The 26,697-nt window shown below is 66.8% G+C and carries 22 protein-coding genes; 13 read left to right on the top strand and 9 right to left on the bottom strand.

Annotation, left to right across the window (positions count from 1 at the left end; genetic code table 11):
* Positions 1-8: 8 nt before the first annotated feature.
* The 10 genes from VKF82_03200 to VKF82_03155 all read left to right on the top strand — a co-directional run bounded on the left by VKF82_03200 (position 9) and on the right by VKF82_03155 (position 10,695).
* Positions 9-929, top strand: a complete 921-nt coding sequence (locus VKF82_03200) for a tetratricopeptide repeat protein (GenBank protein HME81065.1) — start codon at positions 9-11, stop codon at positions 927-929.
* Positions 926-1,357, top strand: a complete 432-nt coding sequence (locus tag VKF82_03195) for a PaaI family thioesterase (GenBank protein ID HME81064.1) — start codon at positions 926-928, stop codon at positions 1,355-1,357. The genes VKF82_03200 and VKF82_03195 overlap by 4 nt, the downstream gene beginning before the upstream one ends.
* A 9-nt stretch (positions 1,358-1,366) precedes the next feature.
* Entirely contained in the window at positions 1,367-1,837 is a 471-nt protein-coding gene (gene smpB, locus VKF82_03190; GenBank protein HME81063.1) for an SsrA-binding protein SmpB, read from the top strand.
* Positions 1,838-1,865: 28 nt separating this feature from the next.
* Complete coding sequence (gene tilS, locus VKF82_03185) at positions 1,866-3,182, top strand: tRNA lysidine(34) synthetase TilS (protein HME81062.1); 1,317 nt, start codon at positions 1,866-1,868, stop codon at positions 3,180-3,182.
* 173 nt (positions 3,183-3,355) lie between these two features.
* Positions 3,356-5,293 carry an ATP-dependent zinc metalloprotease FtsH gene (gene ftsH / locus VKF82_03180; GenBank protein ID HME81061.1) on the top strand — a complete coding sequence of 646 codons (1,938 nt, stop codon included), beginning with the start codon at positions 3,356-3,358 and terminating at the stop codon, positions 5,291-5,293.
* Between the two features lie 47 nt (positions 5,294-5,340).
* A complete protein-coding gene (locus tag VKF82_03175) occupies positions 5,341-6,741 on the top strand; it encodes a hypothetical protein (protein HME81060.1) in 1,401 nt (466 codons plus the stop codon).
* Positions 6,738-8,060, top strand: coding sequence for an insulinase family protein (locus tag VKF82_03170; protein ID HME81059.1), 1,323 nt, complete (start codon positions 6,738-6,740; stop codon positions 8,058-8,060). Before VKF82_03175 ends, VKF82_03170 begins: the two co-directional genes overlap by 4 nt.
* A gap of 12 nt (positions 8,061-8,072) precedes the next feature.
* On the top strand, positions 8,073-9,164 hold the full coding sequence (locus VKF82_03165; GenBank protein ID HME81058.1) for a glycosyltransferase: 1,092 nt from the start codon (positions 8,073-8,075) through the stop codon (positions 9,162-9,164).
* Positions 9,161-10,105 (top strand): hypothetical protein, encoded by a 945-nt coding sequence (locus VKF82_03160; GenBank protein ID HME81057.1) that lies wholly within the window; start codon positions 9,161-9,163, stop codon positions 10,103-10,105. Before VKF82_03165 ends, VKF82_03160 begins: the two co-directional genes overlap by 4 nt.
* Positions 10,075-10,695, top strand: a complete 621-nt coding sequence (locus VKF82_03155) for a rhomboid family intramembrane serine protease (protein HME81056.1) — start codon at positions 10,075-10,077, stop codon at positions 10,693-10,695. Before VKF82_03160 ends, VKF82_03155 begins: the two co-directional genes overlap by 31 nt.
* Here VKF82_03155 and VKF82_03150 read toward each other — a convergent pair.
* The 4 genes from VKF82_03150 to VKF82_03135 are packed head-to-tail and all read right to left on the bottom strand — an operon-like array spanning position 10,685 to position 16,471.
* The gene (locus VKF82_03150) at positions 10,685-11,743 is read right to left on the bottom strand and encodes a glycosyltransferase family 1 protein (GenBank protein HME81055.1); all 1,059 of its coding nucleotides are present in this window, start codon (positions 11,741-11,743) and stop codon (positions 10,685-10,687) included. The genes VKF82_03155 and VKF82_03150 overlap by 11 nt on opposite strands.
* A complete protein-coding gene (locus VKF82_03145; protein HME81054.1) occupies positions 11,740-12,801 on the bottom strand; it encodes a glycosyltransferase family 1 protein in 1,062 nt (353 codons plus the stop codon). Before VKF82_03145 ends, VKF82_03150 begins: the two co-directional genes overlap by 4 nt.
* Positions 12,801-15,359, bottom strand: a complete 2,559-nt coding sequence (locus VKF82_03140) for an AAA family ATPase (GenBank protein HME81053.1) — start codon at positions 15,357-15,359, stop codon at positions 12,801-12,803. Before VKF82_03140 ends, VKF82_03145 begins: the two co-directional genes overlap by 1 nt.
* On the bottom strand, positions 15,356-16,471 hold the full coding sequence (locus VKF82_03135; GenBank protein HME81052.1) for a metallophosphoesterase: 1,116 nt from the start codon (positions 16,469-16,471) through the stop codon (positions 15,356-15,358). Before VKF82_03135 ends, VKF82_03140 begins: the two co-directional genes overlap by 4 nt.
* Positions 16,472-16,535: 64 nt before the next feature.
* Between VKF82_03135 and VKF82_03130 the strand changes: the two genes are divergently transcribed.
* Positions 16,536-17,522, top strand: a complete 987-nt coding sequence (locus VKF82_03130) for a hypothetical protein (protein ID HME81051.1) — start codon at positions 16,536-16,538, stop codon at positions 17,520-17,522.
* Positions 17,523-17,526: 4 nt separating this feature from the next.
* On the opposite strand, the gene VKF82_03125 is transcribed toward VKF82_03130, so the two are convergent.
* From VKF82_03125 to VKF82_03115, 3 genes are read right to left on the bottom strand one after another with little or no spacing between them, the layout of a single operon-like run.
* Positions 17,527-18,354, bottom strand: coding sequence for a CPBP family intramembrane glutamic endopeptidase (locus tag VKF82_03125; protein ID HME81050.1), 828 nt, complete (start codon positions 18,352-18,354; stop codon positions 17,527-17,529).
* A 10-nt stretch (positions 18,355-18,364) separates the two neighbouring features.
* Positions 18,365-19,234 (bottom strand): 16S rRNA (adenine(1518)-N(6)/adenine(1519)-N(6))-dimethyltransferase RsmA, encoded by an 870-nt coding sequence (gene rsmA / locus VKF82_03120; GenBank protein HME81049.1) that lies wholly within the window; start codon positions 19,232-19,234, stop codon positions 18,365-18,367.
* 27 nt (positions 19,235-19,261) lie between these two features.
* Complete coding sequence (locus tag VKF82_03115; protein HME81048.1) at positions 19,262-20,113, bottom strand: 3D domain-containing protein; 852 nt, start codon at positions 20,111-20,113, stop codon at positions 19,262-19,264.
* Between the two features lie 282 nt (positions 20,114-20,395).
* Between VKF82_03115 and VKF82_03110 the strand changes: the two genes are divergently transcribed.
* Both VKF82_03110 and VKF82_03105 read left to right on the top strand, forming a co-directional pair.
* Positions 20,396-21,598, top strand: coding sequence for a glycosyltransferase (locus tag VKF82_03110; protein ID HME81047.1), 1,203 nt, complete (start codon positions 20,396-20,398; stop codon positions 21,596-21,598).
* A 60-nt stretch (positions 21,599-21,658) separates the two neighbouring features.
* Positions 21,659-22,150, top strand: coding sequence for a hypothetical protein (locus VKF82_03105; protein HME81046.1), 492 nt, complete (start codon positions 21,659-21,661; stop codon positions 22,148-22,150).
* Positions 22,151-22,221: 71 nt separating this feature from the next.
* Here VKF82_03105 and VKF82_03100 read toward each other — a convergent pair whose 3' ends face one another.
* Positions 22,222-23,178, bottom strand: coding sequence for a hypothetical protein (locus VKF82_03100; GenBank protein ID HME81045.1), 957 nt, complete (start codon positions 23,176-23,178; stop codon positions 22,222-22,224).
* Between the two features lie 83 nt (positions 23,179-23,261).
* Positions 23,262-26,477, bottom strand: coding sequence for a carboxypeptidase regulatory-like domain-containing protein (locus tag VKF82_03095; GenBank protein HME81044.1), 3,216 nt, complete (start codon positions 26,475-26,477; stop codon positions 23,262-23,264).
* Between the last annotated feature and the right edge of the window lie 220 nt (positions 26,478-26,697).

The following is a 26,697-nucleotide window of genomic DNA, read 5'->3' as shown; positions in this document are numbered from 1 at the left end:
CGAAAGGCATGATGACCGCTCCTCGCACTCTTTTGATCGCTCTCGCCGTCTGTTGCGCCGTGCTGGCGTCCGCGCGGCCGAGCGTCGCCGCCCCGCAGCAAGGCGACCAGTATTCCAACCGCTCGTATCTGACGCATGTCAACGACGGTCTCACGTCGTTCTACACGAAGAACTTCGGCAAAGCGCGCGTCGATTTCGAAGCGGCGCTCGCCATCGCGCCGACCGACTCGTTCGCGCTGTCGTTCCTCAACGCCAGCCTGCGCAATCTGGGCGTCGACGCGCTGACCGAGCTCGCCAATCAAGAAGAAGAAGATGCGGCCAAGAATCCACGCGACGCGCTCGCGCAGACGCGCTTGGGCTACACGTATCTATTCATGTCGCAGTTCCAGACCGCGCGCGGCCCGGACGCGCGCGACGCCTTCAACGCCGCGCTGCTGATCGATCCGCACATGGCCGCGGCGCACGTGGGCCTGGGCATCTACCGGCTCGGCGACAATTCGACCAGCCGCGCGAAGGCGGAGTTCCTCGCCGCGCTCGAGTCATCGCCGAAAGACGTGCTGGCGCGCGAGTATCTATCGAGCATCTATCAGGTCGACCTCAAAGATCCCAATCGCGCGCTCGCCTATCTGGTGGACGTGCCCAACCTGATGCCCAACTATCCCGACGCGTTCTATCATCTCGGCTCGATCATGGACGATCTCGGCCAGTACGACGCGGCCATCAAGTACCTCAAGACGGCGATCGACTTGGACAAAGGCCATGTCGGTGAAGCGGGCCAGTACGGTCTGCCGCTGCTGGGCACGGTGTACCTCAAAGTGCACAAGGTGCCCGAGGCCAAGCTCGCGTTCTCCGAGGCGATCGTCTACGGCGAGGCGCCCGAGTTCTCGCAATCGCAGCTCGATAAGATCAAGCGCGGCGACATCAAGTGAGCGCATCGCGCGAAGCGTTTCTGGCATCGACAGCGCCCTCTCGCCTCGAGGACGACCGCCGCTGCTTCGCGTGCGGTCCAGACAACCCGCTCGGTCTGCGCCTCAAGTTCGAATACGGCAAAGATTCAGCGACATGCCGAGTCGCGATCGACCCGCAGTTCTGCGGCTGGACAGGCATGCTGCACGGCGGCATCGTGGCGACGCTGCTCGATGAGGCGATGGCGCACGCCGCGATCGCCGCGGGCGCACGTGCGGTCACCGCCAAGCTCGAGATCCGTTTTCGCAAGCCGGCGCCCACCGGCGCGCCGCTGCTGCTCGAAGGCAACGTCGAGCGCCGGCGCGCAAACGTGTTGGACGGCAAGGCCGTCTTGTCCGACGGCGCCGGCAACGTCTACGCCGAAGGCCATTCGCGCTTCATCGCGGTCTAAGGGCGGCGCATGACCGCCAACACCAGCGGCGAAAAGCTCATCGCGAGCAACCGGCGCGCCTTCCACGATTACAAGATCGAAGAACGGATGGAGGCCGGCCTGGCGTTGACCGGCACCGAGGTGAAGAGCCTGCGCGTCAACGGCGCTTCGCTGGTCGACGGATACGTGAAGCTGCGGGGGCGCGAAGCGTGGCTGGTCAACGTCCACATCCCGCCCTACGAGCAGGGCACGTTCTTCTCGCAGCACGAGCCGCGGCGCGACCGCAAGCTGCTGCTGCACGCGCGCGAGCTCAAACGGCTGGTCGGCACGCTGCAGGAAAAAGGGCTCGCACTGCTGCCGTTGCGCTTGTATTTCAAGCGCGGCAAGGTGAAGGCAGAGCTCGGACTCGGGCGCGGCAAGAAACACTATGACAAGCGCGAGACGATCAAAGCGCGCGACGCGAAACGCGAAACCGAACGCTACGCGCGCCGCGGCTCGTAGCGGCGCGAACGCGGCGCCCGCGGTCGTCGTGGCCACCTCGGGCGGCTCGGATAGCGCAGCCGCGCTGCTGCTCGTGCGCGAGGCGATGCCGGAAGCGCACGTCGTCGCCGTCTATATCGATCACGGGCTGCGGCCGCGTGCGGCGATTGCGGCTGATGTGGCCGCAGTGCGCGCGCAGGCACGCCACGCCGGCGCCAAGGTCATCGTCAGCCGCGTCGTGGCTGCAAAGCGCGGGGTCTCGCGTGAGGCCGCGGCGCGCGCGGCGCGCTATCGCGAACTGGTGCGCATCGCCCGGAAGCTTGGCGCGCCGACGATCGTCACCGGCCATCATCGCGACGACGTGAGCGAGACGGCGCTGCTGGCGCTGGTGCGCGGCAGCGGCCTCGACGGTCTGGCTGCGATGCGTCCCCGCCGTACGCTGGCGCCCGGCATCACCCTGATGCGCCCGCTGCTCGCATACGGAAAAGCCGAGCTGCGCGAATTCATCCGCGCAAGCGGCGTGCCGCATGCCACCGACCAGACCAACGCCGACCTTCGGCTGCGCCGCAACGCGCTGCGCGCCCTGTTGGCCGAGTTCGAACGCATCGTGCCGGGCTCAGGCAAGGCGATCGCGCGCTCGGCGTCGTTGCTGGCCGGCGACAGGGCCGTGCTTGACGCGCTCGCGCGTGCCGCTTGGGAGACGGCGCGCATCAACGGTTCAGGCGAAGACCTGTCCGTCGCCGCGCTGCGCCGGCTCGAGCGGCCGCTGCTGCGACGAGTGATCCGCCATGCCGTCAAACGCGCCGCCGGCACGCTGCGCGACTTCCAGCTCGAGCACTGCGATGCGATCGCGGCAGCGATCCACGCCCGTCGCGGCGGCACGTTTCACGCCGGTCGAGCCTCGGTCGAGCTATCGGCGGGCCGGTTGATCGTGCGCGCACGCAGCGCACGGTCGAATGAATTCGACCGCTCCATAGGCGCCGAAATGGCAACGTCGACGATCGTCGTGCCCAAGGGCCGCGCGATCTCCACGGACACGAGCGGGCGCTTGCGCTTGCGCCGCGTCGCGCGAGCGCGGGCAGCGAAGCACGCGATGCTCCTGGATGAGTCCGCGTTCTCGACCGGCACGAGGCTGACGGTGCGTGCACCAAGGGAAGGCGACACCTGCGTGCCCTCGGGCCGCAGCCGGCCTGTTTCGCTCGCGCGTTTTCTCGCCAAAGCGGGCGTTCCAAAGCATCGGCGCGCGAGTGTTCCGCTGTTATGCCTGGGCACGCGCATCGTCGCAGCCATCGGCGTTCGCGTCATGGAGCCGTTCGTCGCCCGCGGCGATCGGGCGTTGGCGGTTTTGTGGGGTGGGTCGCACTAGGACGATTTGTGCATGCTCCAGGGTAGGGTAGCTCAGGCGCCAGCAAGAAGCCACTTGGCGCACACCAGTTCAAGCCTCCATTAAACTTCCCGACCGCCCGATACGTAGTAATAGAGATAGAAACTCCGGGGGCGGTTCCCGGGACAGAAAGGCCCCATTCGGGGAAAGCAGCCTTGGCTAAGTTCGTCCGGTACCTGTTGGCAGTCGCGATCGTGGCGGTGCTCGTCGCGCTCGGCATCGCATGGTACAAACAAAGCGCGACCCAGCAAAAGACCGTCGATTACAGCGATTTTGTCGCGCAGGTCAGCAAGTCGCCCGACTCGATCAGCAGCGTCACGCTGGGGTCGACCAGCGCCGTTGCCAAGCTGGCCGGAGACCAGACCGAGAAAGTCAGCATTCCAAACGCCGAGATGGCCAAAGAGCTCGGCGACCTGATGACGTCCAAGGGGATCCACGTCAAAGGCGACGGCTCGAACGACAACAACACGCAGGCGTGGATGTACGCGATCAACATCGTGCCGATCGTGTTGATCATCATCTTCGTCATGGTCATCATGCGCCAGGCGCAGTCCGGCGGCAGCCAGGCGCTGTCGTTCGGCCGCAGCCGCGCGAAGCTGCTCACCGAGAACCGGCCGAAAGTCACGTTCGCCGACGTGGCCGGCGTCGACGAGGCCAAACAAGAATTGGCCGAGGTCGTCGAGTTCCTCAAATATCCGAAGAAATTCCAAAGCCTGGGCGCGCGCATCCCCAAGGGCTTGTTGCTGCTCGGGCCGCCCGGCAGCGGCAAGACGCTGCTCGCGCGCGCGATCGCGGGCGAGGCCGGCGTGCCCTTCTTCAGCATTTCGGGTTCCGATTTCGTCGAGATGTTCGTGGGCGTCGGCGCGTCACGCGTGCGCGATCTCTTCGATCAGGCCAAGAAGAGCGCGCCCTGCATCATCTTCATCGACGAGATCGACGCGGTCGGGCGCCAGCGCGGCGCGGGTCTGGGCGGCGGACACGACGAGCGCGAGCAGACGCTCAACCAGCTGCTCGTCGAGATGGACGGTTTTGATCTCAACGTCGGCGTCATCCTCATCGCCGCGACCAACCGGCCCGACGTCCTCGACCCGGCGTTGCTTCGGCCGGGGCGCTTCGACCGCCAGGTGGTCGTGGATCGGGCCGACGTCGTCGGCCGCGCGCAGATCCTCGCGGTGCACGCGCGCAACAAACCGCTCGCGCCCAACGTCAAGCTCGAAGTGCTCGCGCGCCGCACGCCCGGCTTCTCGGGCGCCGATCTCGAAAATCTGCTCAACGAAGCGGCGCTGCTCGCAGCGCGTCAGAACAAGACGCAGATCGACATGGAGAACTGCGAAGAAGCGATCGACCGCGTCATCGCGGGCCCCGAGCGCAAGAGCCGCATCATGAGCCAGCGCGAGAAAGAGATGATCGCCTATCACGAGAGCGGTCACGCGCTGGTGGCCAAGCTGCTGCCGCATGCCGATCCGCTGCACAAGGTCACGATCATCCCGCGCGGGATGTCGCTGGGCCACACCATGCAGCTGCCGACCGAAGACCGCTATCTCATGATCAAAGCTGAGATCATCGACCGCATCATGGTCATGCTCGGCGCGCGCGCCGCGGAAGAGCTGATCTTCCATGAGTCCACCACCGGTGCGTACGACGACCTGCAGCGGGCCACGGGGTTAGCGCGCAAGATGGTGATGGAGTGGGGCATGAGCACCAAGCTCGGCCCGATCGCGCTCGGCAAGAAACACGAGCAGGTCTTCTTGGGCCGCGACATCATGGAAGAGCGCAACTATTCGGAAGAGGTAGCGAGCCAGATCGACACCGAGGTGCGCGGCATCATCGACACGTGCTACGCCGCGTCGTACAGCCTGTTGGAGACCAACATCGACAAACTGCACCGGCTCGCGGAAGCGCTGCTCGAGCGCGAGACGGTCGAGGGCGAAGACGTGGACCGGCTGCTCTCGGACGCGCCCGCGGCGACCCCCGTGCGCGTGCCCGAGGCCGTCCTCCCCGAACAGGCCGCGGCAGCCGCGGCAGCGCCGAAGGAAGAGAAGCCGCGCAAAGCGGGTGGAGCGCTGCCGTTCCCGCCGCCAGAACCGGCTTAGAAGTCGCGCGTCCGCGTGGACGCGCATCGCCTGAAAGGCATATCGCAATGCTCATCCCTCGCGGCATCGTTGCCGCGCTTGTGTTCTCCGGGGCGCTCTCGCTAGCGCTCCCGGCGCTCGCCGTTGCGCCTGTCGCAGCGCCCACCCTCGCCGCCGGCGAATCGATACTGTCCGACGGATTGACCGTCGCGGTGCGGCGGGCGACCCTTTCGCCGACGGCCGCGCTCGAGGTCTGGATCATCAGCCCCTCCGACGGCTACGGCGAGCCGGCGCCGGGCATCGCGCGCCTAGCCGCGCTGAGCATCATCGCGACCAAAGTAGACGGGCAATCGCTGCGCGACATGGTGCGCGACGACGGCGGCCAGCTGATGGTGTCGGTGTTTCCAAGCTCGACTGAGATCTCAGTCCTCGCGCCGGCGAATGCCGCCGACCAGCTCGCCGACGCACTGGTGGCGCGCGTGCTGCACCCGGCGATCGACGCAGCCGGTTTTCGCGACGGGAAGCTGCGCTTGGCCGAGCAGCAGGCGGTGGCCGCGAGCGAGCCCGACGTGCTGCTGCGCGACGGCATCTTCGCCCAGCTCTTCTCGAACGGACCGTTTCACGCATCGACCTATGGCGGGCCGGACACGCTGCGCTCGCTGAACATGAGCGATGCCGCGACGTACGCGACGCAAGCGTACGTGCCGAGCAACGAGATCGTCGTGGTGGTCGGCGGCGGCCTGGACGAGGACGCGCTGAACGCGCGCATCGCCAATGCGGCACCGCCCGCGGCGCTGGGTGGCTCGCTGCCCGCGTCATCTCTGGCGAAGCCGAGCGGTACGACCTATAACGCCGGGTTCGCCGACACCGGCGGCGTCGCGCTCGGTTGGATCGGGCCGTCGGTCAGCGACGAACGCACCTCGACCGCAATGGATTTTATCTCGGACTATCTCACCCGCCCGGACTACGGCTTGGTGGCAAAAGCGGTGGCCGATGCCGACCCGCAGGCGGATTTCAACGGGCAGTTCATCACCTTGCGCACCGCCGGCGTGTTCTACGTGACGGTCACGGGCGGCAAGCGCTCGGCCGACGCCATGGCCGGCGTCGTGCGCGCGGCGATGAAGCCGCTGTTGGACGGGCCGCTGCCGCCTCAGGAGTTCTCGCGCGCGCTGGAAGCGTTTCGGGTCCATACGCTGCGCGACACACAGACGCCGCAGGAACTGGCCGACAACTACGGTTGGTACTTCGCGCAGGGCGCACCCGCATACGCGCCGTCAGTCACCGATATCGCGCTCAACGGCGACTACTATGGCCAGGCAGCGGCGCTGACCGCACAGGCCGTGTACGAAGCGGCGAAGACATACCTCGGCGCGACGGCGGTGACGGCGACGGTCGCGCCTCGACCGCAGGCGCCTTCGACGACAAGCATGCTGCCCGGCGTCCAGGTCCATGAGGGAGGAGCACGATGAACCAGGCGACTTTCCGCGCGGCGGTTGCGCTTGGCGCAGCGCTCCTCAGCGGCGCGCTCATCGGCGCAGCACCGGCTCCTGACTCTGCGCATTTCCCCCCGGCCTCGATCAGCGTCTTGTCCAACGGCGTGATCGTCGCGGCGCAAGTATCGAATGACTCGCCGATCGCCGGCGCGCAGGTCTTCGTGCCCGCGGGCCTGATGCAGCAGACCGCGCTGACCGCTGGAATAGCGGCGGTCACCGCTGCGACCATCCTGCGCACGCCGGTCGAAGGCGGACGAAGCCTTACCGATACCGCGACGGCGGCGGGCGGCGCCGTCGCCTACATGGTGGACCCGGAAGCGACGCGCTTCCAGGTCGAATGCCAGACGTCCGCGCTGCCTCGCCTGCTCGCCGATCTCGCGCGTGCGATGGCCGCGCCCGATCCCGCGCAGTTCGCCGCGGCCCGCTCTGAAGTGAGCGCTGCCGCTGCGGACGACGAGACCAATCCCGCGCTCGTCGCCTACGCGATGGTCCGTCAGGTCCGTTACCAAGGCAGCGGGTTCGCGTTCCCGCAAGGCGGCAGGCCGACCAGCCTAGCGCACCTGACCGTCGCAGACATGCAGAAGTTCGCCGCGACCTACCAATATGGGAGCGGAACGATCGTCGCGTTGACCGGAGCGCTCTCGCCCCAAGACATCGATGCGGCCGGCAAAGCGTTCGCCTCCTTGCCCGCACGCTCCGCGCCGCCGCCAACGCCGGTGAGCGCCGAAAAGCGCCAGCATGAGATCGTCGCGCACCGCAACGTCCAAGCGCCGTGGCTGGCGATCGGGTTCAACGCGCCCTCGCAGTTCTCCAAAGACTTCCCCGTCATGCTGGTGATCCAAGCGCTCTTGGGCCGCGGCGGCGACGTGCATGCGCTCTCGTTCGGTTCCGGCGGGTCGGCCGGTGCGGCCGACTACGTCGGGGCGTACTATCAATACGAAGCTCGGCCGGGATCATTCCTGATCTTCCTCAATGGCGGCAGCGGCGATATCGACGCGGCGCTGCGCCAGGTCGAACAGGGCATCGTGCGCCTGCGCACCGATCCGCTGCCCGACGAGCTCGTCACGCGCGCCAGGAAGTTGGCCCTGGGAGATTATTATCTCTCGGTCACCTCGCTGTCCGACGCCGCGTGGCTGTTGGGCCGCTCGGCGAGCTCGCCCGACGGCGTCGGCTTCGAGAACGCGCTGGCCGCGCGCATCTCGGCCGTCAGCGCGGCAGATATCCAACGCGTAGCGCGGCAATACTTGGCGGACGAGACCGTCGCCGTGGTGCTCCCGGTCACCGCAGGCCGTTAGGCGGCGCGGGGCGTGCGCGTCGCGTTCGTCCACGACTACCTCACGCAGCTCGGCGGCGCTGAGCGGGTGCTCGAGCAGATGCACGCGCTCTATCCGGAGGCGCCGATCTACACCTCCCTCTACGATGCCGCCGCCATGGGGCCGTCCTTTGCGGGCCTCGACGTGCGCACCAGCTGGCTGCAGAAGATCCCGGGCGCGGCGCGCCGTTTTCGCGCGCTGCTGCCGCTGTACCCGAGCGCCTTCGAGGCGCTCGATCTGCGCGGCTACGATCTGGTGATCTCCTCGACCACGTCGTTCGCCAAAGGCGTGCGCGTGCCGCCGGGCGCGCTTCACGTGTCGTACGTCAACACGCCGACGCGTTTTCTCTGGTACCCGGCCGAGTACGCCTTTGAAATCGTGCCGCCGCTGGCGCGGCCGGCGTTACGCGCTGCGTTGCCCGGCTTGCGCCGCTGGGATTACAGCGCCGCGCAGCGGCCGTACCGCATCATCGCCAACTCGCGCAACGTGGCCGCGCGCATCCGCGCCTGCTACCACCGCGACAGCGACGTCGTGCCGTGTCCGGTGGATGTCGAGCGCTTTGCGCCGTCGGCGCAGGTCGATGACTATTACCTCGTCGTGGCCAGGTTGCTGCCGTACAAGCGCGTGGCGCTGGCCATTGAAGCGTGCAACTCGTTGAGCGCGCCGCTGATCGTCGTCGGCACGGGGCCGGATGAAGCGCGCTTGCGCGCGCTGGCCGGGCCGACGGTCACCTTCGCCGGCCACGTGGACGACGCGCGCCGGCGCGAGCTGTTCGCGCACGCGCGCGGCGTGATCGTGCCGGGCGTCGAAGACTACGGTCTCGTCGCGTTGGAGGCCGCCGCATCGGGGCGCCCCGTCGTCGCGTTTGCCGCCGGAGGGTCGCTCGAAACCGTCGTTGAAGGCGAAACCGGTTCGTTCTTCCGCGAGGCGACGCCGGACGCATTAGCGACGGCGCTGCGCGCATTCGTGCCCGAGAGATTCTCTACGGCACGGCTCGCCGGCCACGCGGCGCAGTTCTCGCCCGAGCGTTTCCGGGCGCGGCTGCGCGAACTCATCGAGCGCTATCTGAGCGAGTACGCGGCGTGAAGCGAAAATTTCCGCACCTCGATCTCACGCGTCTCACGGCGACGCAGCTTTCGACGCGGCCGTCGAAGGTGAGCCTCGACATGATGGCCGCGGTGCCGCAAGCTGGCGAGACGTTTGCCGACTTCTGGCGCGGACTGCCCGACGTGCTGGCCGTACACGAGCTGCGCGAGCTGGTCGCGTATCTGGCCGGCGCGCGGCGCGACGGCAAGGCGATCGCGGTCGGCTTCGGCGGCCACGTCATCAAGACGGGGTTGTCACCGCTGCTCATCGACCTCGCGCGCTCGGGCTACGTGTCGGCGCTCGCGTGCAACGGATCGGTGTGCATCCACGACGTCGAGCTGGCGCTGGCGGGCAAGACATCCGAAGACGTCGACAGTTCGCTGCGCGACGGCTCGTTCGGCATGGCGGCGCAGACGGCCGATTTCATCTTGGGAGCGATCGCCGGCGAGGGCGCGAAGGTCGGGCTGGGCCGCGCGTTGGGCAACGCGCTGCTAGCCGCGAACGCCAAGCATGCCGATATCTCGATCCTCGCCCAAGGCGCCGCGCTCGACGTGCCGGTCACCGTCCACGTCGCGATCGGGACCGACATCATCCACATGCATCCGCGAGCCGACGGCGCAGCGCTGGGCGCCGCCTCGCTGTTCGACTTCCGGCTATTCGCCGACGTGATCGCCGCGGTGACCGACGGCGGCGCGTATCTCAACCTGGGCTCGGCGGTGATCATGCCCGAAGTGTTCTTGAAAGCGCTGTCGCTGGCGCGCAATCTCGGCTACGGCGGCTCGTTCGTCACGGCTGATTTCGATTTCGTGCGCCACTACCGCACGCGCACCAACGTCGTGACCCGCCCGCACGCGGACGGCGGGCGCGGCTACATGTTCACCGGCCATCACGAGATCATGATCCCGTTGCTGTGCGCCGCGCTCAAGGCGGCAGCGAAGTGAGCCTGCTCAAGGCGCCGGTCACCCTGACGATCATCATCGTCAACGTCATCGTCTTCGTGGCCGACCTGCTGACAAACCATGCGCTGCTCGCCGCGGGCGCGCTGTATCCGCCGGCCGTCCAGGCCGGCGAATGGTGGCGCTTGATCACGAGCGGTTTTCTGCACTACGGCTTCGCTCACATCGGCTCTAATATGCTCGCGCTCGCTATCGCCGGTCCGCTGGTCGAATATTGTTATGGCGGCGCGCGCTACTTCGCGATCTACATGATCGCGCTGCTCGGCGGCAGCTTCCTGGCGTTCTATACGACGCTCGGGACGAACGCGGCGACGGCAGGCGCCTCGGGAGCGATCATGGGCGTGTTCGGCGCGATGGTCGTGCTGGCGTTCAAACTGCCGCGCATCCGCGAGGCGCTGCTGCGCACAGCCGTGTTCCCGATCATCCTGACGATCGGCTACGGTTTCGTCAACCCGGGCGTCTCGATGGCCGGACACATCGGCGGTCTGCTTGCTGGTTCGCTTGCGGCGTTTGCGCTCGATCCGGTGCGCGGCCGCGAACTCGCGCCGGCCCAAGACGTGCCGCCTAGCGCGTAGTATCCGCCTTCATCTTCGCGGCACGTTCGAATAGGTTCAGGGTCGCATCTGCGCAGCGGTCCCACGTCAGCGCAGCTGCTCGTGCTCTTCCCGCCGCGCGCAAGCGGTCGGCGAGCTGGGCGTCTTCGAGGACGAGCTGCAGCGCCGCCGCGAGCGCCACGGCGTCGCCTGCAGGGAAGTAGAGCGCCGCGTCGCCTGCCACTTCGGGTATGCTCGCGGCGTCGGACGCGACGACCGGGACCCGGTACGCCATCGCCTCGAGGATCGGCAGCCCGAAGCCCTCGTAGCGCGACGGAAAGACGAACGCGCACGCGCCGGCGTATAGCTCTCCGAGCCGGCGATCGCTGACCTCACCCGCGAACTCGACGCGTGCTCCTGGCGGCGGCGGGCCGAAGCTTCCCGGCTGGTCTTTGCCTGCCACGATAAGACGGTAGCGCGTGCGCAGGCTTTCGGGCAGCGCTCCCATCGCGCTCAGCAGGGTGCCGAGATCTTTGCGTTTCTCGGCCTGCCCGACGAACAAGACGTACGGGTCGCGCGCGTCGATCACGCTGTGCCGTTCCCCTGGGTCGATGCCGAGCGGAATCACCTCGATGCGCGCCGGATCGTAGGCGAGGTGCCGGACTATCTCTGACCTGCCGAACGCCGAGTCGGCGATGATCGTGTCCGCGTCGGCGGCGGTCGTCAAGAAAGGCCGCTGTTCGTTGCGCCGGATCGACTCATCGTCGGCCGGGGAAGCGAACGGCCAGCAGTCGTGGACGGTGGCGACCTTGACCCCGCGCGCTACCCAGGTCATCCCGTTCCAGGGATACCACGTAACGTCGTACGCCCGAGCGCCGGTCCGCGCGACGGGCAGCCGTACGCCAAGCTCGGTCGCGAGCCGCGACGCCACGAGCGACGGCAAGAGATCGGGCACCAAGAGCGTCAGCGCCACGCGCTCGCGCCAGCGCGTCGTCCACGATCTCAGCAGCGCCCGAGTGTAGCGGCCGATGCCGCGCCGGTCGTCCAGCAGCTTGCGCGCGTCGACGCCGAGACGCAGCGGCGTGCTCACGGCGTGCGCGCCACCGATTCGAGGGCCGCGAGCGTCTTGCGGGCGCGCACCTCTTCCCCGAAACTGGCAGCACGGGCGACACCTGCCGCTGACATCGTGCGCGCGAAAGCCGGATCGCGCAACACGCGCGTCAGCGCATCCGCCAATGCCTGCGCATCGCCGCATGGGAAATACAAAGCCGCCTCGCCGCCGACTTCCGGAATGCTGGCCGCATCGGAGGCGACCACCGGCGCTCCATAGCTCATCGCCTCGAGCAGCGGCAGACCGAAGCCTTCGTATCGGGACGGGAACGCGAACGCGGCAGCGCCGGCGTATAAGGCCCCGAGCTGCGCGTCGTCCGCGATCTCGCCCGCGAGCCGGATGCGCACGCCCTCGGCATCGCTCGCCGACAGGCCGCGCGCGCGCCCCACGATGACAAGCGCGGTGTCGGAGCGCAGATCCTCGGGCAACCGGCGCATCGCTTCGATCAGGGTGCCCACGTCCTTGCGCGGTTCGACTTCACCGACGAACAACACGTAGCGCGCGCTGCCCTCGATTCGTGCCGGCGCGCTCACCGCAAGCGGCGGGGCGACGCCTTGGTGGATCACTTGGATGCGTTCGGCGCTCACACCCAGCAGCCGGATGATCTCGCGTCTGGTGAATTCGGAGATCGCGATGATGAGCGCGGCACCCTCTGCCGCCGCGAGATAGTGCGCCTGCTCGCGCGCGCGCACGCGCGCGTCGCCGGACGGCGCTACGAACGGCCAGACATCGTGCACGGTGACGACCGAAGGCGCCGGCGCGCGCCATGTCATGCCGTTCCACGGATACCAGAGCACGTCCAGGCGACGTTTGCCAGCAGCACTACGCCGTGCGACGGTCGCGTCGCCCGGAAGATCTTCCAGATAGCGGCGCGCCACAAGCCCCGGCAGCGGATCCGGCACCAGCAGCGTGAGCTGGACCCGGTCGGAAAGCCGCGTCGCGAATTCGTGCAAGACGCTGCGCACGTAACGGCCCATGCCGCGGTGATCGCGCGGCAGGTTCGCCGCGTCGACGCCGACGCGCAGCCGCCCAGGCACTACTTGGGAGCGGCCGCCGGCCCGCTCAAGTGCACGATCGTCACGCCATCGAGGCGGCGGGCCGCCTCGAGCACCGCATCGCGTTGCGTGAACAGCAACACCTGCTGGCGGCGCGCGATGGCCGCGAGATGACGGACCGCAGCGCCGAGCCGCCGCTCGTCCGCGTGGGCGAGCGCGTCGTCGAGCAGCAACGGCACGCGTTCGCCGGATCCTTGCGCGCCGAGCGCCTGCGCGGTGGCGGCGCGCAGCGAAAGGTGCAGCTGCTCCTGCGTGCCGCTGGAGAGCACATCGCTCGGCATCGTCGCCGAACCGTCTGCCGGGCGCACGCGCAGCGAGAAGTCGCGGGGGTCGATCATGACGTCGGCGTAGCGCCCGTGCGTGATCTCGGCCAGCGCCGGACCGGCGAGCGCGTTGAGGTGGGGCGCGAAGTTCTTGTGGACGCGGTCTTTGGTCGTGTCGATCACCTCGCGGGCCAGCGCCGCCGCCTCGCGTGCTTGGACCAACCGCGTCTCTTCGGCCTCGCACTGCGCCAGTTGCTCCTCGAGGGGCGCTCCGCCGCCGCGATACTGCTCGTCAAAGCGCGCGAGTTCGCCCTCGATCTTGCCAAGCTCGCCGTCCAGACGCGGCTTGGTCGCATCGAGCTCTTTGAGCTCGCGCTCGAGCGTGGCAGCGTCCGATCCATCCGCAACCGTGTCGGGGCCCGCGAGCTCGGCAAGGCGAGCCTCTTGCGCGCGCAGATCTTGGAGCGTGTCGGTGCCGAGCGCGCCGGCCAGTGCGGCCCGCGCGTCGCTGATAGATTTTTCCGCCAGCAGCGCTCCCTCGACCCCTTGGCGCCGTTCGCGGAACGTGGCGATGCGGGATTCGAGATCGCCGCCCGGCACGCGCGCGTCGTCGAGCAGGCGCTGCAGCTCGGAGGCTCGCTCTTCAGTTCGCCGCCGCGCGTCGACCAATTGGCGGTCGAGCCGGTCGAAGTCGTTGAAGCGCGCTTCGAGCGAGTCGCGCAGCTCGCGATTCTGCGCAGCGGTCTGTTGGGCGGCTTCGAGCGCGTCGGAAAAGCGCCCAATCTCGCCCTGCACCTTCACCGCGCGCCGCACCGCCCGGATGTCCGACAGCCCGAGGGCGCCGCACTCCTTGGCCAGGTTCGACGAGGCGCTATCGGCGACGCTGCGGGCCTGGCGCGCGCGCTCCTCGATCTCGGCGTTGGCCGCATTGCGCCCGCGCTCGGCGACGAAGAAGTACGCGAACATAGCGCCGGCGACCAAGATGCCGGCGACGGCGCTGAGGATGACCGCCGGCAAGTGGACGAACGCGCCGACGACCAGGGCGATGAACGCGATGGCGAACACGAAGACGCCGGGCCACGCGCCGGCGCGCGGCCGCTGGCGGTTGATGGCGCTCTGGGTCTCGGCGGTGCGCGCCGCGTGCTCTTGGATGTCCGCCAATTCGGCCAACCCCTCGAGCCGCTCCAGCACATCGTCGGAGATGGTCGTGCGCGCGGCCTCTGGTTTGAGGCGTTCGATCGCTTCGTTACGGGCCTTGACGACGGCCTCGGCGTCTTTGATCTTCGCGTCGCACGCGGCGAGCTGGCGCAGCACCTCGGTGCGCTGCTCTTCTTTAGTATTCGAACTGCTCGACGCGTCGCTCTCCTCGGTGCGCGCCGCTGTCCAGGCGTCGATGGCGGAGTCGATGCTCGTGGCGCGCGCAAGCACCTCCGGAGACGGGTCAAGCGGCGCGCGGCCGCTCGATGCTTGCTCGAGCTGTGTGGAGGCCGCTTGCGCCGCGGCGATGCGCGCGCGCACGGCGCGCAACCGTGCGCCGTGCATTCGCGTTTCGAGCTGTTGGGCTTGGGCGGACAACTCCGCTTGCTGCGCGAGGATCTGCGTGCGGCGTTCGACGTTTTCGCGCAAACGGTCCGCATCGCGCCGATACGCTTCGAGCGCCGCGCGCGCCGATTCGGTTTTCGCATGCGCGAGCGTCACGAGCCGTTTCGAGGCGCGCTCGCTGCCGAGTTCTTTGAGGAACGCGTCGAGCCGGTCGGTGGCGTCTTGCGCACCGGCTTCCCCCGCTGCCCCGACGAGCTCGGCGATCCGCTCGGCGAGCGTCTTGTACGCCTTGTCGTCCTGCTTGGCAGCGAACTCACCCGCGCGCATCACGGCCGCCGCCTCGAACGCCTCCATGGAGAGGTGGAGCAGCTCGAAGCCGGGCGAGGTCTTGCGCGTGCCGCTCAGCTCCGGCACGCGGCGCATCACATCTTTCTCGAACGTCTCGGTCGGCACATTGGACTGGCTGAAGTCCCGGCGCGTCTCGAGCAGCCGGCCATCGTCGAGCCGGTACACGAGCGACGCGGCGTAGACGGGTGCGTGCCACGGCTTGCGCTCGTCGAGCGCGGCGGTGTACTGATGCTCCGGATAGCCGAACAGCAAGCGCACGATGCATTCGGTGAGCGTCGTCTTGCCCGACTCGTTCGGACCCGCGATGATGGTCAGGCCGTCGCCGAAGCGGAAGCGCTGCTTGACCAGACACCCGAAACCGTCGACGTGCACCTCTGCCAGGATCACGGGCTCAACCTCTTGCCGGCGAAGGCGAGCAGGCCGTAGCGCAACGCGCGTTCGAGCACGGCACGCTCGGCGGCCGGCGCGGCCTCGATGCGGCGCTTCATCTCCTTGACGAACTCGGCGCGCACGGTGTAGCCCTCGTTCGCGACGTCGTCCGGATCGACGGCTGCCGACGCGTCCTCCACCGTCACGCCCGGGTAGTCCGCTTGCAGTTCGCGCTGCAGATCGACGGCGTCGAAGTCGAGCGTCGGGGGCGCGTTGCCCACCAGCCGCACGCGGCAGAAGACCTCGCCCGGACGGTCCACCCGCCGCTGCACGAGTTTGCCGACGGCGGCCGCCACGGCGGCGCGATCGCCGAGCTCCGAGATATCGAGATCTTCGCTCACATAGCCCGTGCGATTGATCTCGATGAAGCGTTGATCCACCCTGCCGTTCTCGATCGTCACCAGCGCTGCGGTGTGGCGACCGTCCTGAGCGGCGCTATGCGGCTCGGGCGAGCCGGGATAGGTGTAGTGCGGCCCTTGGAGCATGCCGTGGAAGTGGCCGACCATCGCGTGCACCGCTCGTGCGCCCACGATGTCGGCGTCGACGAATGGCGCGATGCATTCCTTGCCGGGAGGCAAGCGCTCGCGATCGGATCCATGGAAGAGCAACAGATGCGTGCCCGGCCCTTCGCACACGAAGCCCTGTACCATGGGAGCGCGATCGAGGTCGAACTCATGGGCCGCGCCCCACAACGTCAGTCCGGGCGCGAGCTGCACGGGCGCGAAGCGGCGCGATGCGAAAACGGTGACGTTTGCGGGGATCGCCATCTGGCGATACAGCGATGCGGAATCGTTGGGATCGTGATTGCCCGGGCTGATGAACACGCGCGCCGGCGCGAGTTCGCCCAGGACGCGCGTCAGGTAGGCGCCGCGATCGGGCGTCGCCCGGCCGTCCTCGTAGAGATCGCCGGCGATGCACAGCGCGTCCGCTTTGTGCTCGCGCACCAGCGCGAGTGCGCGTTCGAACGCCGACTCTAACTGCCTGCGCCGCGCGTCGCCCGCGGATGGATCGAGACCGGCAAACGCCATATCGAGATGGACGTCGGCGATGTGGATGATGCGGTAGGGCAACGGGGCTTCGGCGCTTTCCTTTCACGTAAAGGGGCGCCTCGGACTAGGGCTAAAGCTTGGCCCGGTGCCGATCGCGCTCCAAGTGCTCTGTGGGTTGGTGCTTCTCGTCCTCGCGAGCGACGCCTTTGCGAACGCGGTGGAATGGGTCGGTGCGCTGCTCGGGCTGACGCGCAGCGCGGTCGGCGCCGTCGTCGCCGCCATCGGCTCATCGCTGCCGGAAACGATGGTCGCCTTCATCGCGCTCGTGATGTTGGCCGACCCGGCGAGCGTCGCGGTCGGCGTCGGTGCGGTCGTCGGCGCGCCGTTGCTGCTCGCCACCATCGTTTTGAGCCTCATCGGCATCGGCGCGGTGGTCTTCGGCCGCAGACACGACATGGCCCACACGCCCGTCAAGCCCGCGATCGTGGGATTGGCGCTGTTCTCGTTCACCTTTGCACTGGTGATCGGCGCGTCCTTTACCCCGGCCTTCGCCGTGCACGCCACCGTCGCCGCCATCGCAGTGCTCGCCTACATCGCCTATCTCGTGTATCATCTGCGGCTGCGCGCGGTGGAAAGCGACGAGGCGCCGCCGCGCCTGCGCATCGCACCATGGATGGAGCGGCCGCGGCTCGGCCTCGTGATCGTGCAGCTGCTCATCGCCACCATCGTCACGGCGTTCACCGCGCGTTGGTTCGTCGGCTCGCTCACCTCGCTGTCCGCGGTGCTCCACGTCTCGCCGCTCCTCATATCGCTGGTGCTCAGCCCGATCGCGACGGAGCTGCCCGAAGCGGTCAACGCGCTGGTCTGGATGCAGCGCGACCTCGACGACCTGGCGCTTGGAAACGTGCTGGGCGCGATGATGTTCCAGGCATCGATCGCCAGCGCGATCGCGTTGCTCGCGTCGCCATGGCACTTGGACGCGAGCAGCTATCGCGCCGCCGCCGCAACGCTGGCCGCGGCGCTGTTCGTGCTGTCGTGGCTCATGATCCGCCGAAAAGTAGAGGCGCTGCCGCTAGCGTTGTGCGGGCTGTTCTATTGCGGTTATATCGCGCTGGAGGTCAGCGCGCGCTAGCGCGTCATGTGGGGAGCTGCGGGAAGAGCGCCTGGATGATCAGATCCAACCCGTTGATCGTCGCGTGCGTCATGATGTTCGCCCAGATGTTCCCGGTGCGATAGTAGACGAACGCCAAGCCGAACCCAAGGGCGGCCAGAGGCACCAGATTCCAGAGATCGCCGTGCGCCAAGCCGAACGCCAGGCCGCTCAACGTCGCGGCAAGCCAGAACGGCATGCGCTGCACGAGCGCGGTGAAGAAGACGCCTCGAAAAAACGTCTCTTCCCAGAGCGGCGCGAGCAGCGCGGCAGAGATCAGGTCCAGGATCAACGAGGCGATGCCGTGATGTTGGGCGAGGATCAGCGCGATCTGCTGCGGGTGCGGTCCGAAGAGCGCGTCCTGAGCCAGCTCCAGGCCCAACGAGATGACGAACAGCACGAGGCCGGCGCCGAGCCCCCAGGCCACGGTGTTTCCCGTGATGGGTTTGCCGAAACCGAGATCCGCGAGCGTCGCGCCGAGCGCGCCGCGCGCGAGTACCAACGTAGCGCCGACCATCACGACCGTCGTCGGCAGTTGGATCATGAGGAAGCCCGTCGGGGTCAGCAGTCGTGCCAGGCCCGACGGCGACGCGAGTCCCATGAGCGGGCCCCGGTCGCCATGCGCCGCGGCGGCCATGACGTCGGGGAACTTCACGTACAACAGCACGATCGTCGCGGCGATCTGGACGCCGATATATAGGAACGCGAGCGCGACGAAGATCCACACCACCGTCCAACCGCTCCAGCGCTTATGAAAAGCCGGCTCGGGGCCGGCGGAAAGCGTTGCGACCGGTTGCGGGCTCGCGATGTCCATCGGCTGTGGCTTACCGCGCGGGGACGCGAAAGCCCTGTGCGTGCAGCGCATCGGCGAGACGCACGAAGTCGTCGTGCGTCAAGCGCTCGCCGCGGATCCCGGGTTCCAAGCCCGCGCCGGCGATGGCGCGCTCGACGTCCGCGCGCGCGAGCGTGTCGGTCTGGCTCGCGATGCTGTTGGCCAGGGTCTTGCGCCGCTGCGCGAACGCCGCGCGCACGGTCCATAAGAAAAGCTCGTCGGCGGCGCCGCGCTCGGCGGCGTCAGCTTTGGGCCGCAGGCGCAGGACGGACGACGCGATGGCCGGCGCCGGATAAAAACCGGAAGCGCCTGCGTCGAAAAGATGCTCGACCTCACAGTAGTGGCTGACGAACACCGTGAGACTGCCGTAATCGGGCGTGCCCGGCCGCGCGCCCATGCGCTTGGCGTACTCGCGTTGCACCATGAGCACCGCGCAATCCCATGCAGGTGCGGCAGCGATGATGCGTTCCAGCAGCGGCGTCGTGATCGAATAAGGGAGATTGCCGCACACCGCGCGGGGCTGCTCGTGGCGTGCGAGCAGCGCGCCGATGTCGACGTCGAGCGCGTCTGCGCCGAGGACGTTGATCCGACCGGCCTCGCCGGCGAAGCGCTCGCGCAGCACCTCGACCAGCCCGCGATCGATCTCGAGCACGTCGAGCTCGCGCGCCTGGGCGGCCAAGGCTGCGGTCAGCGTGCCGGTGCCGCCGCCGATCTCGAGAACGTAGGCGCCTGAAGGCAGTGCGGCAGCGATACGCTGCGCGAAGCGCTGGTCGACGAGGAAGTTCTGCCCGAAGCGCTTGCGCGGCCGCAGGCCGCGCGCTTCGAGAACGCGTTTGGGAGAACTATATTCATCCGCGGTCAACAGACCGCGCTACTACAGGCTGTGCGCCTATTCCGCTAGGACGTAGACCTTGACGGGGCGCCGGCCGAAGGTCAGAGCAGCGCTCACCGAGTCCATGCACAGGTCGATGCGATTGCCGACGATCGCTCCGCCGGTGTCGGCGGCGATCGCCAGGCCATAGCCTGGCACGAAGACGTGCGAACCCAGCCGGATGACGCTCGGGTCGACGGCGACCACGCCATAGGTGGCCTGCATGCCGGTCGCCGTGCGGCCGGTGGGGTTGGACGTCGCGGTCCATGCGGTGTACGCGGTCGCTTCCATCTCGTACACGCGGACGAGTTTGCGGAACCGGGTGGTCGCGGCCAGTTGATCCCAAGTGAGCGGCGCGCCTTGCAGCACGATCCCGCGCGTGCCAGGGCGCAGCACCCGGGCGTGGATGATCTGACGATGGACGGCCACGTCGTCCCACATGACGACACGCTCGGTCAGGTCCTCGAGCGCCGGGCTCCCGGTGCGGATGACTTGGCGCTGACCAGGCTTGAGGTTCGGGGTCAGGCGCACGTCGGGGTCGAGCGTCAACAGCCGGTGGTGCGTGCTGTATTCGGTTACGATACGGACGTTCGGGCGCATGACCGCCGTCGTGCCGTGCAAGTCGTCGAATTTGGTCTGGTTATAGAACTCGTCCGCGCTGGCGACGACGGACGGACTATCGGCGGCGCGAGCATCGTCGAGCGGCTGGTCGGATAACGTGGTGGAAACGGTGTATGACGTGAGAACGGTTGGCGTGCGGTGTGCATCGTTGAGCATGTGGCGCGCGACCGCGGCTGCGGAAGTGGTCGTGGCGCATATGACGATGAGCGTTGCGATGGCGGTGATGCGAAGTTCAGGATGGCGCGTCAATAAACAATCCCCATTGCTGGTGAGCCTCGAGAGGCGTGCGAAGTGATGTCGGTAGGGCCTTCAACCGATGCGTTTGCATCTCGGTATCGTGAAGGCGAGATCGCCGCGAAGCGGCGAGAACGTGACGGATAACCGGACAACGCGAGGATTATATCACGGCAAAATCCGATGGAACAAGGGATTCCCGCTACGCGGACCTATTGTACCGCTGAAGGATTCACAGTTCGGCCGAAGGAACGCGCAGCGCATCGTGGTTCCGAAAGACGAGAAGACGGTCCCGCTATGAAGATCGGCGTTTTTACGGAAGTATATCGTCCGATCATCAATGGCGTAGTTGCGTCCGTCGAAAGTCTCACTGAGGAGTTGCGCGTGCGCGGACACGAGGCGTACACATTCGCGCCGCGCATCCCGAACGGCGTGGAAGCGCTCGGTCGAGTGTTCTTCATGCCGTCGCTTCCGCTGCCCGCGCGGACCGAGTACCGTTTGACGGTGCCGCTTGTCGCGCGCAGAAACAAAGCGCGCTTCTTGAGCCAATGCGACATCATCCACGCGCACTCGTTGTTCGTCACCGGATGGATGGCGCAATATTACGCGCGCTATCGTTTTCGCGTGCCGCTGGTGTTCACGTATCACACCATGCTCGAGCGCTACGCGCATTACTCGCCGCTCGGACAGCGCATCACCGCCCAATTGACGCGCGAGCTGACCCGGGCCTATTCTAACGCGGCCGACGCGGTGATCGCGCCGACGCAGGCGGTCGCGTCCAAGCTGCGGGACGTCGGCGTGGTGGCCCCGATCTGCGTCGTACCCACGGGCATTGAACTCGACCGTTTCCGCAATGCGGGCATGGAGCAGGGCCAGGCGGCCCGGGCGCGGTTCGACATACCCAACGGCGCGCCGCTGCTGCTGCTGGTCTCGCGGCTGGCCCAAGAAAAGAGCGTCTCTTTGGCTTTGGAAGCGCTGCGGCTGCTGCGTTCGGACTTGCCCGACGCCCGGCTGCTCCTGGTGGGTGCAGGGCCTTCGGCAGATGATCTGAGGGCCCAGGCGGCGGCCAGCGGCCTGGGAGACGCCGCGATCTTTGCGGGCGCAGTTCCCCGCGACGAGCTGCCCGCGATCTACGCGGCTGCCGACCTGTTCGTCTTCCCCTCGACCTCGGAAACACAAGGACTGGTCTTGGCCGAGGCGTTCGCTGCCGGCCTGCCGGTGGTCGCTGCGGCTAGCCCGCAGACGCGCGATGTGTTCGGCCCCAACCAGGCGGGCGAGCTCGTCGAGGACGGCCCAGGCATGGCGCAGGCGGTCGGCGCGCTGCTCGGCGATCGGGCTCGCTACGGCGCAGCCTCCGCGCACGCGCGCACGGCGGCCGCCGCGTTCGACATCAAAGCCACCGCCGGGCGGGTGATCGCCGTCTACGAGGCGGTGATGGCCAACCGGGCCGGAACGGCCGCAATGGGCGACTTCGAGGACCTTTTCGACCTCGTCGGCTAGGTCGTTCGGAAGGCGCCCTCGGGGCTTGCCTATCGAACACCTGTTCGATATAATAATGCCATGATACTGGCCCCAACGCTCATCCCAGACGCCGGCGAACGCCGGCGAAAGGCCCCAGCCGGCGCGCGCGGCGACTGCCAGGCTCATATCGCCGTCATCCGTTGCGGAGCGGGTCGCGGCATAGCGGCCATCTCGCTGCTCGATCGCGCCGGCTCGGTGGGCGAACACTTCATCCCGTTCTCCGTGCGCGAACAGCCTTCGCAGCAGGGGAGAGACTACATCTACGCGGGCGTCACCGCGGCGCTGGACCGCCTGCTGTCGCTCGGCGTTCGCCGCGTGTTGATCCATGTCGACGATCCGCAATTGATCGCCGAGCTCGAGCAGCGCAGCCAGCCGCATCGCGAGCTGACGCTTGCGTACATCGTGCTTGGTTGCAAGCTCAATGAATTCGCGAACGCACGGCTCGTCTTGGTACGACCCGAGCGGCTGGCTGCGCTACGTGCTAAAGCGGAGAGTCTTGCCGCTCCGTTCGCGCTGCTCCCCACGGGCTAGCCCAGGCTTATCGAAAGAAAAGAAGAGGACGGCATTGCTGCCGTCCTCTTTGTTGGCGCCTGATGTAGACGCTACCCAGTGCAGGGGAACGTGTTGCTCACCGAGAGATCTGCATTGCCGTTATTGCCGACGATGACAGGCGTCGGCGTGCCGACCGCAGGCGCGTTGACCACGCCGGCCTCGACCCACGGGAAGTCCGCGTCGATGACGAAACACGTGTAGACGTGACCAGTGACAAGCGTATTGGCCGGCAGCACCGCCGAAGTGCCCGGTGCCACCGCCTCGGCCATCGCGAGCACGCCATTGCCAATGGTTGAGCTCAAGACAACGGCGACTTGTTCGGTCACGTTTGCGGGTGGTGCACCGAACGTGAACGTGCCGCCACCGGTGGCGCCATTCGCCGCATAGACGGCGGTACCAGCCGCGAGCAACCTGCTCGGGTTATCCAGTGTCGCGGATGCCGAATATGTTTGGGGCTGGCCATTGATGACCACCGTGTCGGTCAAGGTGTAGTTGGTACCGTCGGGACCCTTGGGGAACAGGTCGAACGCATCGAAATCCCAGAGGAAACCGCTGGCAGTACCCGGGGCGGCCCACGCGGGCGCCGCGGCGTTCACGCCGTTGTATCCAGGGAACTGTCCGTAGGCGTACAGAGCCGCTCCCGCTCCATAGAGTGCCGGAGCGCCGACGTTGCAACCGGCCCCGGTTGTGAAGTTGCAAGGCCCTTCACCGACCACCGGCGCGAGAGCGCTTTGTCCAGAACTCGTACCCGTAACGCCACCGGTGCCGAATGCCGAGTTGCCCAACTGATTGCGGAACGTCCCGATCGCGTCTAAGTAGACGCCGGGGGCACCTCCTCCGCCGGAATTGGCGGACAGAATGCCCGCGGTGTCATTGATCGTGCCTACCGCCAGTTGTATCGTAGCCTTTGTCGTGTAGACGACGTTTCCCGGGTTTGTGTTCGTAGAGCAACCGGTTACGATACCGAGGCACAGCAGCCCGATCAGAACTGCCTTGAACTTATGCATTTTCAAAAAATCCTTTCAGTCGTGTCGATCCGAGAGGCGGGCGCACCGGGGGCCGAAGCCCCCGGCTTGATCGCTTACGCTCTTTAGAAGTTTGAGCTGATGAAGAACGTATAGAGACGCGCCGCCCCTGTTGCCTCGCTCTCGTATGGGTAGGGGCCGCGGGGGAATTGTAGCGGTTCGTAGCTCGGGTTGACGTTGTTGCTGCCTGAGTTCGGGGCTCCGCCCGAGCTGCCGCCGGTGTATCCGAGGCCGTTGTAGCCGCCCATGCCGTTTGCACGGAAACGCGAGTTGCCGCCCACGACGCCGGGGCTGTAGTTGCCGAACAGGTTCGTGCCGCGCACGCCCACTTGGAAGTGGTTCGGCCCCGAGCCGATGTCGTGCGCGATCGACATGTTCATGGTCAGCCGCTGCGGACTGCGAAGGCTGCCCGGATCCGGGCCTTCCGGCGTGCCGCGCGAGCCGACGATGTTCGGGTTGAGTATCGTACCCGGATTGGTGATGTCCGTGAAGTAGTATGCGCTGGTGCGCGTGTTTTGGCCGAGTGACGCTGAGGCGAGGTCGGTGTTGAGCACCTCGACCGGTACCGAGGTGTTCGGGTTGCCCGTGCAACCCGCGACCTGGCCGCACAGCGCGTACACGAACGTGTGCGTGCCGACGCCGTAGTAGTAGCCAGACTCGTACGGAAATTCCGTCGTGATCAGCAGCCCGTGCCGGTCATGGTAGACGACGCCCAGGGTCGCCGTGACCGGTGCCAGATAGGACACGTGGAAGAAGTGGTTCAGCGCCACCGCCGCCACGTTCACCGACGGGAAGAAGTCGCTGTTGTAGTTGGCCAGCGTGTTGTCGTACGTACCGTTGAGGTAGCCGCTGAATCCGAACGTCGAGCTCTTGGAGAACGCCCACTCGATGCCGGTGTTCTCGTTGGTGCCGGCGTTGGATTCGATGGGCGCGCCGAAGATCGACGTGCCGTCCGCGAGCGTGCCGATCAGCGGTGTGCTCGCGACGACGTAGTTCGTGCCCTTGCGGTAGTACGGCGTGATCTTCAGGTCGAGGCCGTTGCCGAAGTCGTGCTCCCAGCTGAAGTCAGCTGAGAACGCGCGCTGCGGCAGCACCGGCGTGTATTGCGCGAAGTTGTTCTTGTTGAGATCCTCGAGCGCTTGCTGGCCGAGGTTGTTGATGCCGTTGCACGGCACGCTGCCGTTGGCCGGATCGACGCCGTTCACGCAGGTGGCGCTGTACCCGGGCAACGGATGGAAGCAGCCGCTGGCGATCGTGCAATTGTACGCCGCCATCGGGATCTGGTACGTGTTCTCGATGTTCGACAGCGGCGTGAACTCGATGAACGTTCCCGCTGACGCCCGGAAGACGTTACGGCCGTTGATGTTCGGCGTGTAGGTCAGCGCGATGCGCGGGCTGATCTGCGACGGGCGCGTCACGTTCGTGTTCACCGGTGCGCCGGGGGTGTCGATGAAGCACGTGCCAAGGTACGTGTTGCCTCCCGCACCGTTACATAGGGACGGTGAGCCTGCCGTCGGCGCGTCAGACTGCGTCCAGATGGTGGACAGCGCGGCTGCGTTGCTCGGCAGATGCAGTACTTGTTCGTCCCAACGCAAGCCGAGCTTGACGTTGAAGTGGTCATTGGGCGTCCAGGTATCCTGGATCCAAGCATTCCACGTCTGTACCGGATCCGTGATGAACGAGCCGTTGTTGACGAACGTGCTGAGCGGGAATGCGGGGCTGACGCAGGTGGGCGTCGCTCCGGCCGTGCCGCAACCGCCCGACCCATGTGGGAGGTTGATGTAGCCGATATAACCGGGAGTCGTATACCCATAGGCCCCCAATGCTGAGTTCCCGCAGTTCACGCCGCACTCGAGCGGTTCGCTCAGCATCTCGAGCGTCGGAATGCCAATCGAGAAGTCGCTCTGCGTGAACTTGAGCTCTCCGCCTAGGGCGATAAGGTTCTGGTTGCTGATCTGGTTCTGATAGTCGGCGTTGACGCCGGTATTGTTCGAGGCATTGTACTCGTACTCATCGGCGAACGCGCCTCCATCCCACGGCACCAAGAAGATGTCATGCACGTTCGTGCGGAACAAGCTGAAGTCACCGTAGCTGTTCGAACTGAACTGCCGCTTGTAGTTGAGCTTCTCGATGAAGTGGTTGTTGTTCTCGCCGTCCGAGTAGTTGATCGCCTGGTTATACGCGACTTGAGCAGGGAACAGGGTCGTCGACCAGGCCATAGTCTGGTTCGTCCCTCCGAACCCCACGCCGCCGACGTTTTGGACCTCCAGGTTGGCCGAGCCGTATGGCAAGCACGTCTGGCCGCCGACCACCGCTGATGCGGGGGCGCATATCGCCGATTGCGTGCCGCCGTACTGCAGCACGTTGTAGTTGAACAGGAACTGGTTCGCGCCGTTCTCGCCGAAGTACTGAAGCTCGTTGCGGTTGTCCTGACCCCAGCGGTAGAATAGGTTGATGTTGCTCTCGTTGCCGGACGAATCACCAACCGCAGAAACTTCCTGAGGCAAGAATGTGTGCGTGTCGCCGTACACGCGGAATTGCCGCAAGCCATTGTACGAGACGAAATAGCTGAAGCGGTTATCAGGGGTTCCGTTACCGTATTCGATCGCGAAACGGTGGTCGAAGTTCGGCGCGTTGCTCGTCATAGTCGCCATCCCTGCTCCCGGATACGAGCCGCGCTTCACGACGATGTTCACGACGCCGGAGTTGGTGTTGCCGTTGCTGACGTCGTAGCCGCCGGTCTCGAGGACGATACGTGACGTGCCTGACAGCGACAGGCTGTTGATGAACTGGCCGGTGATCGGCTCGGTCGCATCGACGCCTTCAAGCTGGAAGCCTTCGTCATTCTCAGCGCCGCCGCGGATGATCGGATAGCCACCGGTGTCGGTGGTGATGCCGGGCAGCGAGTTGAGCACCGCTGTCTCCGAGATGTTCTGCGGCGTGCCGGTGATGTTCTGGATCTGCGTCGAGTTCACCGTGTAGCGGTCCGCCGGCTGGTTCGGCTGGACCAACGATTGCGCGCCGCGCACGACGACGGGCGTCAACGTCTTGAGCGCCGTCTGCAAGAGGGCGTTAAGCGTTATCGTGGCGTCTTGCGTCACGGTCACACCCGGAATCGGCTGCGTCACAAAGCCCTGTTTCGAGAAAGTGACGACGTACGTGTCCACCGGCAAACCGGTGAGCGCGTAGAAACCAGCGCTGTTGGACAGCGCCTTGAAGGAGCCCGACGGCGACACGGCTGCCACGTTGACGTCGGCCACGGGCAGAAAGGATGCGGCCATCTGGTTGCCTGTGTTCATCGTGGCGGTCTGGACCCGACCGACAATGTTGCCAAGGTTGCTAGCCAGCGTCTGCGTTGCCTGGCCAATAACGAGGGCAGATGTCAGCGCGGCCACGGAAAGCGCCCGTGTGAGCGACTTGGGCATGCGATTTTCCTCCTGCACCCAGGTCCGTAGTAGCGCCCGAGTGCGCGGCGCGAGTTCCGGCGTTTCCAAACAGAAA

The organism is Candidatus Eremiobacteraceae bacterium (genome assembly GCA_035314825.1).
In the GTDB taxonomy this organism is placed as follows: Bacteria; Vulcanimicrobiota; Vulcanimicrobiia; order Eremiobacterales; family Eremiobacteraceae; genus JAFAHD01.
Note: the sequence above shows the minus strand (reverse complement) of the source record. Positions and strands in the feature narration are given on the sequence as shown.